The organism is uncultured Brachyspira sp., assembly GCF_910578695.1.
In the GTDB taxonomy this organism is placed as follows: Bacteria; Spirochaetota; Brachyspiria; order Brachyspirales; family Brachyspiraceae; genus Brachyspira.
On sequence record NZ_CAJTQJ010000001.1, the window covers coordinates 76,714 to 90,192 of the forward strand.

Consider the following 13,479-nt stretch of genomic DNA (forward strand, 5'->3'; position numbering starts at 1 on the left):
TAATAATTAACTTTAAAACTTATTATAAAAAATTACCAAACAGCTATATAAGCCCCTTTAAAATCTTTATTATAAATTTTTTTAACTTCATCAGATTGATAAGCCTCTGTTATTTTCTTATATATTGGATTATCTTTATCTTTAGTTCTTGAAGCTATAAGATTTATATAATTTTTATCATTATAATTAAGAGGGTTATCTTTGAATATAGAATCGGTATCAGGATTAAGTCCGAAATTTAAGGCAAAATTACAATTAATAACAGCACAGGCAACATCAGGAAGAATACTATATATGCTTCCCGCATCAGCTTCAATTAATTCTATATTTAAAGAGTTTTCTATTATATCTTTTATAACAGGATTTTGTATAGATTTATCTTTTAATTTTATAATTCCCGCAGCCTCTAAAACCTTTAAAGCTCTTGCTCCATTAGAAGGATCATTAGGTATAGCTATTTTATCTCCATTTTTTAACTGACTGATATTTGTTATATTATCAGAATATATATTCATAGCAGCAAGACAAGTATCAGCTATGGCAGTTAATTCATAACCTTTAGTTTCAACTTCATTATTAAAAAAAGCATAATGCTGAAAATTATTCAAATCAATATCGCCATTATCCAAAGCCTGATTAGGAAGCAGATAATCTCCGAAAGATATTAATTCTATTTTAATATTATCATTAGAAACCTGTCTTTTAACTTCTTCCCAAATAATTCTGTCAGACTCTCCTATATATCCCACTTTAACAATATTAATATTTTTATCTCTATTTGAGCAGGATATAAAAAGTATTATTGACAGTAAAAAAAATAAAATCGTTTTTTTCATAATGTTTCCTCTTATTAATTATTATCATATGTCATTAATTATAATCACATAGTTAAAGATAATTCATAGTTTTTCTTCATAATGCTGCAAGACGCATTAAATAATTTTTTCTCATCTTCATTCATATTAATTTCAATTATCTCTTCAACTCCGCCTCTTCCAAGCACAGCAGGAACTGAAGCATAAACATCATTTTGTCCGTATTCGCCATTCAGATAAACTGATACAGGAAGTACTCTATGCTCATCGCAAATAATAGCTTTTACAACTTCGGCTAAAGAAGCACCTATTCCGAACTCTGTAGAACCTTTACCCTCTAAAATATCCCAGCCTCCTCTTCTTCCTTTAGAAGCTAATTCATTTAAATCAAGTTTTGAATATTTTTCTTTTTCTTTCATAAGCTCAAATAAAGGCTTTCCAGCTATAGTAACCGCAGACCAAGCAACCATTTGGCTTTCTCCATGCTCTCCCAAAGCATAAGCATATACAGATTTTTGATCAACATTGAGAGCTTCGGATAAAGCCCTTCTCAGTCTCGCTGAATCTAATGTTGTGCTTGTAGATATTATTCTTTTAGTATCATAATTTAATTTATTTTGAATATAATGAGTTATAACATCTGCAGGATTAGATATATTAATTATTATGCCTTCAAATTTTGTCTTTTTAATATTGCTTACTATATCTTTCATAATCTCTATAGTAGTGCCTAAAGTATCCATTCTAGTTTGATTCATATTAGGAAGAGGTCCTGCACATATAACCATTATATCAGCATCATCAATATCTTTATAAGAGCCTGCTTTTACTTCCGTTCTATGAGAAAGATAAACTGTAGAATCAAATATATCCAAAGCCTGAGAAAATGCTTTCTTTTCATCTATATCAATATAAATTATCTCTTCAGTCAAACCCTGAGAAGCTAAAGCATATCCTGCATGAGAGCCTACATGTCCTGCACCTATTAAAACAACTTTTCTTTTTTTTATTATATTCATAAATTAAAATTCCTTTTATAAAAAATTAAAATTAATGAGAAGCTTTTTTTACTATAAAATTTCCTATAGCCTGTATAATGCCAACAAGTATTACAAGAAGTATTACAGATACATATATAATATCTAATTTATTTCTATAATAACCAGACTGTATAGCATAAGTACCAAGCCCGCCGGCACCTACAGCACCAGCCATAGCAGTAAGTCCTATTAAGCTTATAGCCGTAATAGTAGTTCCCCTAGCTATAGGGGCTATGCTTTCTTTTAAATATACTCTGAAAATAATGGCTGTAGGAGATGAGCCCATAGACTGAGCAGCCTCTATAAGTCCTGAATTAACTTCGGATAATGCACTTTCTATCTGTCTTGCAAAAAAAGGTACCGTACCGAATATCAATGGTATAATAGCACCTTTTACGCCTATAGCAGTACCCATTATAAATCTTGTAAGAGGCACAAGCATAGCAAGAAGTATTATAAAAGGTATGGCTCTAAAAAAATTAATAATCTTACTCAAAACTTCATATACTATTATATTTTCCATTATTCCAAACCTCTTAGTAACTATTAAAAGTATTCCTAAAAAACCTCCGATAAAAAAAGATATTATACCTGATAAAAAAAGCATAGTAAAAGTCTGTATTATACTTTGATAAAGTCTTGGCAAATCTGCCATAACATTAGGCATTAAATTATTCAGAATATCTAGCATCTGTTATCACCTCTACATCAATATTTTGTTTTCTAAGAAAATCTATTGCACTTGTTATTCCTCCTCTTTCTTTTTCATGAAGTATAACAACAAGTCCTCCAAGCAGACTTTCATCAATAAGCTCAACATTTCCGAATATTATATTAACATCGACATTAAACTTTCTGGAAATATGAGAAACTAAAGCCTCGCCTACGCTTTCTTTTTTATATTTTAATCTAACTATACATTCGCCTATTTTTAAGTTAGTTATATTATGTTTTTCTTCAACAAGAGTATATATTTTTGATATATTAGAAGTAGTATCTATAAAGTCCTGAGTAATTTGATTTTTAGGATGAGAAAATACTTCAAATATATTTCCTTCTTCTATTAAATTGCCGTTATTCATAACAGCAACCCTATGACATAATTCTTTAACTACATTCATTTCATGCGTTATTACTACTATAGTAAGCCCAAGCTCTTCATTTAGCTTTTTCAATAATCTTAATATAGAAGATGTTGTCTGAGGGTCTAATGCACTTGTAGCTTCATCGCATAATAATATTTTAGGATCATTTGCCAAAGCCCTTGCAATTGCTACTCTCTGTTTTTGTCCTCCGCTTAATTGAGAAGGATAAACATAAGCCTTTTCTTTTATATCAACAAGCTCAAGCAAAGACATTACTTTTCTTTCTATTTCTTTTTTTGAAAGCCCTCCGTATTTTAAAGGATATGCTACATTTTTAAATACTGTTCTTGAAGCAAATAAATTAAACTGCTGAAATATCATTCCTATTTTTTTTCTAGTTTGTCTTAACTGACTTGGAGTTAAAGAGGTTAATTCGGCATTATCTAAATAAACCTTTCCTGAAGTAGGTCTTTCAAGCAGATTGATGCATCTTACTAAAGTGGATTTACCAGCACCTGAAAATCCTATTATTCCGTATATTTCTCCTTTCTCTATTTTTAAAGATACATTATTAACTGCATTAAGATATTCATTTTTTGCAGTTTTAAATATCTTACTGACATTTTCTAAAGCTATCATTTATTATCCTGAAATTTTATTTATTAATTTATATAAGATACACAACTTTATTTTTGATAAATGAAAAAATTAATAGTGATGATTATATATTTTTAAAATATATCTGTCAATAGCAATTAAATACTATAAAAATTACCGCAGTACAAAGAAATATAATTAAGAAAAATATAATAAAAAGAAATATAATACTGCGGCATTTTAAATTAAGATAATTAAAATTTATATTATAATAATATAATTAGAATATTATTTACTAGGCTTAAAAAAGTTAAGTCTCAAAGCATTAGCAACAACAGAAACAGAACTTAAGCTCATAGCAAGAGCGGCAAATATAGGATTTAAAAGCAAATCTTTTCCCATAATAGCTGTTAAAAAATGTCCTATAGAAGAAGATATTAAAGGCTCTCTGAATATATGCAAAACTCCTGCTGCAATCGGTATGCCTATAACATTATAGCAAAAAGCCCAAAACAAATTTTGTTTTATATCCCTCATAACAGCCTTGCTTAATTCTATAGCAGTTACAACATCATTAGTATTTGATTTTACTAATACTATATCAGCACTTTCAATAGCAACATCAGTACCGCTTCCAATGGCAATACCGACATTAGACTGAGTTAAAGCAGGAGCATCATTTATGCCGTCGCCTACCATAGCAGTGATAAAACCTTCATTTTGAAGTTTTTTCACTTCATTAGATTTATCTTCAGGCAGAACCTCAGCAAATACAATATCAATGCCTGCCTCCCTAGCAACTGAACCTGCAGTATTTTTATTATCTCCTGTTATCATAGCAGTTTTTATTCCAAGTTTATGAAGTCTTTTAATGGCTTCAATGCTTTCTTTTTTCAGTCTGTCAGCACATGCTATAATGCCCAAAAGCTCATTATTATAGGCAATATACATAGGAGTTTTTCCTTCTTTTGAGAGTTTATCCATACTATTATTATATTGTTCTATATTGATATTTTCTCTATTCATAAGCTTATCATTGCCCATCAAAACTTTTTTATTATCAATAAATGCTTCTATTCCGAAACCAGCTATAGCTTTGAAATTTTCTATATTAAGAAGTTTTATATTTTTTTCTTTAGCCTCTCTTACAATAGCCTCACCCAAAGGATGTTCGCTTCCGTTTTCAGCACTTGCCGCTATAAGCAAAAGTTTATCTTTATCATCAGAAATAATATCAGTAACATAAGGCTTTCCTTCTGTAAGAGTACCTGTCTTATCAAACATTACAGCATTTATTTTTTGAGAAACTTCCAAAGCCTCAGCATTTTTAAAAAGTATGCCAAGCTCTGCACCTTTTCCTGTTCCAACCATTATAGCAGTAGGAGTGGCAAGCCCCAAAGCACAAGGACATGCTATAACTAATACCGATACAAATACAGTCAAGGAAAACACAAAATTATGAATAGCTATAAACCAAGCTATGCCAGATATCAAAGCTATAGTTATTACAGCAGGAACAAAATATGAAGATACAATATCTGCAATATGTGCAATAGGTGCTTTTGAACCCTGAGCATCTTCTACAAGTTTTATAATCTGTGCTAATGCTGTATCTGAACCAACCTTTTCAGCTTTAAATTTGAAACTTCCTGTTTTATTAATAGAAGCACCTATAGCCTTATCTCCAACCGTTTTTTCAACAGGCATACTTTCGCCTGTAAGCATTGATTCATCAACGCTGCTGTATCCCTCTATAATTTCGCCATCAACAGGAATCTTTTCTCCGGGGCGAACTAATATTATATCGCCGACTTTTACATCAGAAATTTTTATCTCCTTTTCTTCTCCGTCTTCTATTATAACCGCAGTTTTAGGCTGAAGTCCCATAAGCTTTTTTATAGCTTCTCCTGTTTTTCCTTTGCTTCTAGCTTCTAAATATTTTCCAAACTGTACTAATGTGATTATTACAGCAGCTGACTCATAATAAAGATTTTCTCCATAAGGATTAAGTCCCATAAATGCCAAAATAGTAGAATAAATACTATAACTAAATGCCGCTGCTGTCCCTATAGCAACAAGCGAGTCCATATTAGGCGAACCTCTAAAAAGTGCAGGAAAACCTAAAGAATAAAATTTATATCCTGATATCATAACAGGTATGCATAAAAGTATTGCCGTTATAGAAAAAACCTGAGGATTAATATGATGCACTAAAAAATTAGGTATAGGAAATTTAATAAAACTTATCATAGGCGCCATTGATATATAAAATAATGGTATAGAAAATACAGCTGATACTATAAGTCTTATTTTCTGCTCTTTTATTTCTTTTGCTTTTCTCTCATTGGCATCTTCTTCCTTACCTAGAACCTGATATCCTGCCTTTACTACAACATTTACTATATCATTATATTTTAGTTTCTTCTCATCATAATTAAATACTGCTTTTTCTGTAGCTATATTTACATTGGCTTCTTCAATACCGTCTGTTTTTTTTAATGCTCTTTCTACTGCCCTAGAACATGCAGCACAATGCATGCCTCCTATCTTTAATGTCATTTTCATATATATAAAAAACCTCTTGAAATTATAAATTTAAATGTTAAACTAATCTAACAATACGATTATAATTCATTTTTATAAAAAATACAAGTAGGGTATGCGAGTATATTATTTTTAAATGGATTATATTTTTTATATAAATATTTAATATTGAAAAAATATATTTTTATAATATAATAATAAAAAATTGATTATTGGATATATTTAATTATGAAACATTTTTTAATTGTTATAATTTTCTTATGCATAATTTTATCATGCTCTGACAATACTAAAAAATCAGATAATAATACAAATAAAGCCTTAATAAATACAAATGAAATAAATACAAATGAAATAGAAGAAATAAAAGATTATTATTCATCATATACAGATGAGGAAATTATAGATTTTATAAAAGAAGGAGATTTTAAAACAATAAAACAATTAATTGAATCAAAAATAATAGATGTTAATTATAATTTAGATATAGACGAATATTTTAAGTCAACAATTTTAATACAAGCTATAAAATATAAGCAAACTGATATCATAAATTATTTATTAGAAAATAATGCAGATGTTAATTTAGCTTTAGGATATTCTACTCCGTTAATAGAAGCTATACTTATGCATGATAGAGAACTTGCTCTTAAACTTATAGATTTAGGAGCCGATGTTAATTTAGCTGCAGAACTTACAGGTTTTACTCCTCTTACGGCTAGTGCTATTCTGCATGATATTACTATAACAGAGCTTTTAATTGAAAAAAATGCTGATATTGAGGCTAGAGATGATAACGATATAAATGCTTTAATTTATGCTGTTAATTTTGATAATGAAGATATGGTAAAATTGCTGCTTGAAAAAGGAGCTGATGCTAATACAGTTGCAAAAATAGAAAATGAACATACCGATATATCTCCTACTCCTTTAATGAATGCCGCTTATAAAGGAAATACTAATATAATAAATATGTTATTAGAAAATAATGCTGATATTAATTATGCCACTGATTTTGGAATAACTGCTTTGATGATGGCTGCTAATTTTAATCGCTTTGAATCTGCAAAAATACTTTTAGAAAATAATGCTGATACTTCTGTAACTAATGGATATGGTAAAACTGCACTTGATATGGCAAAAGAACAAGATTATAAGGATATAGTTTCACTTCTTGAAAAATATAATTAATATTCTTTTTTATAAATAGTTTTTCCATAATTTTTTATATCATTTATTAATTCTTGATTTTCTATTTCATTATAAGAAATCACATCGAATTTTAAAAGAGTGGGAAGATATGATAATTCTTCTTTTAATCTTTCGCAAAAGAGTAAATCAAATTCTCCGACTACAGCCAAATCTATATCAGAATTATATTTTTCTTTATCCATTGCCCTAGAACCAAACAGTATAACCTTCTCTATATTTTCATAAGAACTGCATATATTTTTTATACCTTTTTTTATCTTTTCATCAAGCATTAATATTTATACCTTTAATCATTTATTCTATCTAAAAAGAAACTATATAATTCATTTAATATTTTCAAATAATTATTTTCTATCTTAATAATAATTTCTCTGAACTTAATAAAATCATAAGTATAAAAAAGTAAATTACGGCTTAACATCATATCAATATATTCATCTTGACTTTTAATAATATTAGATGAATATGCTTCTTTAAAAATATTTCTAGGCGATATATCTATATTATTTAAACTTCCATTATATTCTAAATAATCTTTCAAAGTTTTCCAAGCTAATTCATAAGTATATTCAAATCTTTGAACAACTCCTTCCTGCTCCAATAATGATAATTTATTTATTTCTCTTTCTTCAAATACACTTTTTAATAAATTAAATGCTTTTTCAAAATTGTTAAATCTCTGTTTCCAGCGAATATTCTCTGACATAATATTTTCCAATAATTTTTAACTGCAAATATTATATAATTCAAACTATATTTATCAAGTTTTAATTTTTTGTTTTAAAAAATAATAAAATATTAATCTTTTATTTCTATATTATAGTCTTTCAAACTATCATGTATTAAAAGCATAGATATCTCATCTTGATTTGTTAAATTGTATTTATCTATATTGATTATATTTTTTATAATATTCTGACTTCTTCCTGAAACGAATAAAACATTATCATTTTTTAAGGCAGGCATTATTATACTTGATGAGTTTACATTCCAAAAAATTATTGTAGGGAGTTTATAATTCTTTTTATTAAATGATTTTTTCCAATGATTAAAATTAGTTTTATTTTCGCTATTACAATAATTAAACTCCATATCAGATATTATTATTATATATTTTGGAAGCTCTTCCTGAGGCACTTTATTTTTTACAGCTGTTTTTAATAGAGCATTAAATACAGAATCTATATCTGTACTCATATCATCAGATGATCTTAAAACATAATCAACAATATCGACAATATTATTTATATTTGATATATCATGCATTTTAGAATCCCCGCAGAAATCTATAAAATGATTATGAAATGCTCCTTTATTAAGCTGTGCTATATATATTGCCAAAGCCACAGAACATATTAAAGGCTCGCCATTTAAAGACATTTCCATACTTCCAGACACATCGCATGCTACTATTGCATTTAAATTATCATTGCCAAATAGATTAGGAAGATTCTTCCAAGTTAAATCGAATTCTTCTCTTCTTGACTGTTTATCATCTTCAGAACAATGTAAAATTTCTCTTAAACAATCAAAAGGAGTTAATGTACTAGTATTTAATTTTACTTTTCCTGCTTTTAAATCTTCAAAAAACTTATCATATCTCTCTTTATCATTTCTAATAAATGCTTTTGAGTATTTTCTCATAGCAAGCGAAGGTACAGAAGAATAATTGAAAGTATAATCTTTTTCTCTTAAATTATTTTCTATTAATTTTATTTTCTTTCTCAAAGCTGATAAAGTTTTCCTATATTCTTTACTCTCCATATTCAAAAGTTTTATTAATTCTTTTGCTATTTCTCTAGTCTTTTTTGATGAAGTATTTTCGCTTGGAAGCCATTTAGCAAGAAGCGAAACTTTATCAGAAGATTTATCTTTATCTAATTGTTTTAATATTATATTTTTTGTAAACTCAGAAATATTTTTATTTTCTCTATTTTTATGCCATATATAAATAATATCGTCCCATCTTCCAAGTTCTGGTATAGTTTTTAATATTTCTATTGCAGTAAGTGTATGATTTTGTCTAATCATAATATTGATATATTTTCTAAAAACTTCTCTCTCTCCTATGCCTTTTCTTATATCTCTTAAATACATTATAGATTTAGCTGTTAATTCAGGATTTTCTCTCCAAGCATTTATAAAATATTTTAATAATTCATCATCTCTTTTTAATCTGCTTGCTCCCATAACAGCAAATAAATCTATAATACCGCTTAATGATGAAATATTAGTATCAGCAAAATTTTGCGTATAAGTTTTATTAAAAGAATTTTTAAGCAAATTTAAAAATGACATAAAATTTTACACCTATAATAAAAAATATTCTATGCCTATTAAAAATAAGCATAGAATTAAATGAATAAAAAACTAGACACGTCAAGCACACCATTAAAAAATGGCTAAAGGAGTCGAACCTTCTTTGAGTACCAAAGCGAATTGCTGCTTGTGTCTAAAAAATATTAAAATTAAATTCTAATGCAAGCATTATATCATTGATTATAAGTTTTGTCAATATACAAATTACAGATTTAATTTTTATAATACATTAGCGGCAAGCTCAGCAAGTTTGGAACGCTCTCCTTTTTCAAGTGTTACAGTACCGCTTAAAATCTCTCCCTTCGTTCTGTCTATTAAATAAGTAAGTCCGTTATTTCTCTTATCTAAATAAGGGGTATCTATCTGATTAATATCTCCTGTGAAAACTATTTTTGTACCTTCTCCAGCCCTTGTTATTATAGTTTTTATCTCATGAGGAGTTAAGTTTTGCGCCTCATCTACTATAAAATAAATTTTGTTCAAACTTCTTCCTCTAATATATGCCAAAGGAGAAATTACTATCTTTTCATTTTCAAGCATCTTCTTTATATTTTTACTTTCATCACTGTCATCAGAATGAATATGCTGTATAACCGAAAGATTATCAAATAAAGGCTGCATATAAGGGTCTAATTTGCTATTAACATCACCCGGAAGAAAACCCAAATCTTTATTTGAAAGTGCCACAACAGGACGGGCAAGTAATATTTGTCTATACTCTCTTCTTTTTGCTAAAGCTGCAGCCAATGCTAAAAGTGTTTTACCTGTTCCAGCTTTACCCATTATTGTAACTAAAGGTATATTATTATCAAGCAAAACATCTAAAGCCATAGCCTGCTCTTCATTTCTCGGCTTTATTCCATAAGCATTTATATTAGTATCAACAGAAACTATTGAATTAGTATTTTCTTTATATTTTCCTATAACTGCCTCATCTTCTTCTTTAACTCTATAGCAGAAATATGTATTAGGATAAATAGAATGCTCTCCCTTTACTGCTATTTCATTATTCTCTTTAAGCTCTTTTATATAAATTTCAGCATTATCTCCTGATATGCTTTCTATACCTGTAAAAAGAGAAGATAATTTTTCTATCTTATCAGTATTATAATCCTGAGTATCTATTCCTAAACTTCTTGCCTTCATTCTCATATTAATATCTTTAGTTATGAGAATTACCCTTTGATTTTCACATTTTATATTATAAGCACAGGAAAGTATTTTATGGTCTGGTATATTTAATGCAAATATTTTTCTAAACTCATTTCTCTCTTCATTATTAACATCTATAAATACTTTACTTTTATTGTCAAGCAAAGCCCCTTTCTTAAATATATCTTTAGTGCCGTTTCTCTCTTCATTTTTTTCTGCTATAACATCAAGCTCTCTTATAAACTCTCTGGCATTAAAATTAATAGTATCATTTCCTTTTTTAAACTTATCAACTTCTTCTAAAACTGTAATAGGTATAACTATATTTGTTTCTTCAAAAGAAAATATAGATTTAAAATCATGGAGTATAACATTCGTATCAAATACAAAAACTTTTTTATTAGGTATGAAATTTTCTATCATCGCAAATCCTTAAAATGATTTTTTATCAATATAACATAAACAAAATAAATGCTATAGAATATAGTATTATACAAAAGAAAGAAAAAAGCAAATTCATTAAAATTATTTTATTAACTTTGATTCTTTTAATACTTTATCAAATTCTTTAAAAATATCAGAACCCATTTGTAAATTTATATCATATTTTTTAGTGCCTATTTTTATTATAGAATTAATACTATCGCATATCACTTCCTTATCTTTTCCATTAACTTTGATACTAAAATAAGAATTTTTATTCCTATTTTTTTCATATTTATCATATTCTACATCAGTTTTAAACTCTGAAACTTCTGCTTTATCTTTGATATAGAAATAGAAAGAATATGACAGTAAATCTATTGAGTCTTTTTTAGCTTTAGCTGTCGGAAGAAGCAGACAATCTGTAACATTATTATCATCATCACAATATTTTCTTATCCTTCCGCATTTTTGAAATTTCTCTTTTTTGTCTATATATTCAAATAAATTTTTATCTTTTATCAATAAATATTCAAACCATAATTTATTTTTTAAATTGGTATCATTGATAATTGATTTTAATGATTTTGCAATATCATTTTCTTTATATGAAATTATTTTATCTAATAATTGTTTTAAGTAATTTTTATTTCCAAAACCATTTTTATACCCTGACATAAGCCAATTCCAAGCTTCTCTGTCTCTGTATACACTTACTTGAGGTACATTACCATAATAATAATTTGTAGAATAAAATCCATAATCTTTAAAAATTAATAAAGCTCTTTGAAATAAATTTAGAAAACCATCTTCTTTTATTATTTTATCAATAATTTCAATTGTTAGATTTGCATACTTTATAAATTTATCAAAATCTTTATTATTATTATTATTTTTTTTACTAAAATCTAATAGAAATCCTATCCAGCCTACTAAAAAACTATTATCGCTTGTTTTATTTAAAATATCTTCCCAATTATCACCGCCATTTCTGCTTTCTAAAATAAGTTTAGATTTTCTTATTTCTAATTCATATATTTCTGTATGAAAAGAACTAGGCTTTGATTTACTAGATAAATAATTATATATATCATCATGTCCGTTAGATAAATCAGCAAATAAATCATAAAAACTTTTAATATGTTCAGGTTTATCCAATCTATGATTTTCTATAAAATGCCTGCATACTCTGTAATAATCATCAAATATATTTTTATTAAAATTATTAATAGAAAAATCTTCTATATTTAATTTTTTCATAAAAAATAAGAAAGCATAAAAATAGCATATATTTTTTAAGCCAATATTATCAAACATCTTAACATTTAAAATATCTTCATATTTGTATAATACTTCAATAGCATTATTAAGCAATTTAATATTTTTATATAATTCTAGTATACTAAAAAATCTATGATCCATAATTTCAATATTGCTGTCTAAATATTTTATTAAATCTTCATTATTTAAATTTGAATCAATATGAAAGAACAAAGCAGAATAATATAAAAAAGATAACCCTCTATTATCAAACTTATCTATTGTATTTATATCAAAAAAATAATCACTCCATAAATTATCTATGCTAGCAAGCAAATCATAATGGCCTTTTAAATTTTGATCGTTTTCTATATATGCTTTAATATTTTCATACTTACTTAATTGTTTTCCTCGTGCATTCATTTTTATGTATAATTCTTCTCCTAAATTATATTCACCCATATTAAAAATAGAAAAAGTAATATTATTTAAATTATTTTTATATTTTTGCAAAGTTTCATTGTCTTTATTTTTTACCATATTATAGATTAAATCAAGCATGTTAAGCATAGCTTTTATGGTTGGATCATTATTTAATTCATCAGTTTTTCCAAAAGTGCCTGTACTATTTAAAATATATTCCTTTGGGTTTATATTTAATTTTAATTCCTTATTTATAAGATTTTTGCAAAATTTAAATGAACTTTCACGTATGCGGTATGAAAACTTAGATAATAATTTCTTTATATTATCAAAATCATTATTCATTTTATATATAATTAAATATAGAAGCCATAATGTTGTTACTCTCTGCTGACCATCTATAAGTATAAAATTATTATCTTCTAAATATCCGTAAATAAAATCTATATGTAATTTATTTTTATTTCCGCCAAGAACATCAAAAATATTTTTTAAAAAATCTTTAGCTATAATGATTTTTGATTTTTTACCTTGTACATAATCTCTTTGAAGTATAGGAATAACAACATTATATTCACTTAATAAATTTTTTAAATTATTTATATTCAT

11 protein-coding genes are annotated in these 13,479 nt (G+C 26.7%); 1 reads left to right on the plus strand and 10 read right to left on the minus strand.

Annotated features, from left to right (window positions below; genetic code table 11):
• Nucleotides 1-32: 32 nt before the first annotated feature.
• The 5 genes from QZ288_RS00415 to QZ288_RS00435 form a co-directional block, all read right to left on the minus strand.
• Nucleotides 33-836, minus strand: a complete 804-nt coding sequence (locus tag QZ288_RS00415; RefSeq protein ID WP_295153788.1) for a MetQ/NlpA family ABC transporter substrate-binding protein — start codon at nucleotides 834-836, stop codon at nucleotides 33-35.
• Nucleotides 837-880: 44 nt separating this feature from the next.
• Nucleotides 881-1,834, minus strand: a complete 954-nt coding sequence (locus QZ288_RS00420; RefSeq protein WP_295153790.1) for an L-lactate dehydrogenase — start codon at nucleotides 1,832-1,834, stop codon at nucleotides 881-883.
• Between the two features lie 31 nt (nucleotides 1,835-1,865).
• Complete coding sequence (locus QZ288_RS00425) at nucleotides 1,866-2,546, minus strand: methionine ABC transporter permease (protein WP_295153792.1); 681 nt, start codon at nucleotides 2,544-2,546, stop codon at nucleotides 1,866-1,868.
• Nucleotides 2,527-3,579 (minus strand): ATP-binding cassette domain-containing protein, encoded by a 1,053-nt coding sequence (locus QZ288_RS00430; RefSeq protein ID WP_295153794.1) that lies wholly within the window; start codon nucleotides 3,577-3,579, stop codon nucleotides 2,527-2,529. The genes QZ288_RS00425 and QZ288_RS00430 overlap by 20 nt, the downstream gene beginning before the upstream one ends.
• Before the next feature lie 246 nt (nucleotides 3,580-3,825).
• Nucleotides 3,826-6,102 (minus strand): heavy metal translocating P-type ATPase, encoded by a 2,277-nt coding sequence (locus QZ288_RS00435; protein ID WP_295153796.1) that lies wholly within the window; start codon nucleotides 6,100-6,102, stop codon nucleotides 3,826-3,828.
• 207 nt (nucleotides 6,103-6,309) lie between these two features.
• Between QZ288_RS00435 and QZ288_RS00440 the strand changes: the two genes are divergently transcribed.
• Nucleotides 6,310-7,272: an ankyrin repeat domain-containing protein gene (locus QZ288_RS00440; RefSeq protein WP_295153798.1), complete on the plus strand. Its 963-nt coding sequence runs from the start codon at nucleotides 6,310-6,312 to the stop codon at nucleotides 7,270-7,272.
• Here QZ288_RS00440 and QZ288_RS00445 read toward each other — a convergent pair.
• The 5 genes from QZ288_RS00445 to QZ288_RS00465 form a co-directional block, all read right to left on the minus strand.
• The gene (locus QZ288_RS00445) at nucleotides 7,269-7,565 is read right to left on the minus strand and encodes a nucleotidyltransferase domain-containing protein (protein ID WP_295153800.1); all 297 of its coding nucleotides are present in this window, start codon (nucleotides 7,563-7,565) and stop codon (nucleotides 7,269-7,271) included. The genes QZ288_RS00440 and QZ288_RS00445 overlap by 4 nt on opposite strands.
• Nucleotides 7,566-7,579: 14 nt before the next feature.
• A complete protein-coding gene (locus tag QZ288_RS00450; protein WP_295153802.1) occupies nucleotides 7,580-7,999 on the minus strand; it encodes an HI0074 family nucleotidyltransferase substrate-binding subunit in 420 nt (139 codons plus the stop codon).
• Between the two features lie 92 nt (nucleotides 8,000-8,091).
• Nucleotides 8,092-9,591 (minus strand): DUF2828 family protein, encoded by a 1,500-nt coding sequence (locus tag QZ288_RS00455; protein WP_295153804.1) that lies wholly within the window; start codon nucleotides 9,589-9,591, stop codon nucleotides 8,092-8,094.
• A gap of 240 nt (nucleotides 9,592-9,831) precedes the next feature.
• The gene (locus tag QZ288_RS00460; protein ID WP_295153806.1) at nucleotides 9,832-11,187 is read right to left on the minus strand and encodes a PhoH family protein; all 1,356 of its coding nucleotides are present in this window, start codon (nucleotides 11,185-11,187) and stop codon (nucleotides 9,832-9,834) included.
• A gap of 102 nt (nucleotides 11,188-11,289) precedes the next feature.
• A complete protein-coding gene (locus QZ288_RS00465; RefSeq protein WP_295153808.1) occupies nucleotides 11,290-13,479 on the minus strand; it encodes a DUF262 domain-containing protein in 2,190 nt (729 codons plus the stop codon).

Excerpts from the sequence above, each read along its gene's own strand:
- QZ288_RS00460 (WP_295153806.1), bottom strand. The coding sequence starts at position 11,187 with ATGATAGAAAATTTCATACCTAATAAAAAAGTTTTTGTATTTGATACG.
- QZ288_RS00455 (WP_295153804.1), bottom strand. The coding sequence starts at position 9,591 with ATGTCATTTTTAAATTTGCTTAAAAATTCTTTTAATAAAACTTATACG.
- QZ288_RS00425 (WP_295153792.1), bottom strand. The coding sequence starts at position 2,546 with ATGCTAGATATTCTGAATAATTTAATGCCTAATGTTATGGCAGATTTG.
- QZ288_RS00435 (WP_295153796.1), bottom strand. The coding sequence starts at position 6,102 with ATGAAAATGACATTAAAGATAGGAGGCATGCATTGTGCTGCATGTTCT.
- QZ288_RS00430 (WP_295153794.1), bottom strand. The coding sequence starts at position 3,579 with ATGATAGCTTTAGAAAATGTCAGTAAGATATTTAAAACTGCAAAAAAT.
- QZ288_RS00465 (WP_295153808.1), bottom strand. The coding sequence starts at position 13,479 with ATGAATATAAATAATTTAAAAAATTTATTAAGTGAATATAATGTTGTT.
- QZ288_RS00415 (WP_295153788.1), bottom strand. The coding sequence starts at position 836 with ATGAAAAAAACGATTTTATTTTTTTTACTGTCAATAATACTTTTTATA.
- QZ288_RS00440 (WP_295153798.1), top strand. The coding sequence starts at position 6,310 with ATGAAACATTTTTTAATTGTTATAATTTTCTTATGCATAATTTTATCA.
- QZ288_RS00450 (WP_295153802.1), bottom strand. The coding sequence starts at position 7,999 with ATGTCAGAGAATATTCGCTGGAAACAGAGATTTAACAATTTTGAAAAA.
- QZ288_RS00420 (WP_295153790.1), bottom strand. The coding sequence starts at position 1,834 with ATGAATATAATAAAAAAAAGAAAAGTTGTTTTAATAGGTGCAGGACAT.
- QZ288_RS00445 (WP_295153800.1), bottom strand. The coding sequence starts at position 7,565 with ATGCTTGATGAAAAGATAAAAAAAGGTATAAAAAATATATGCAGTTCT.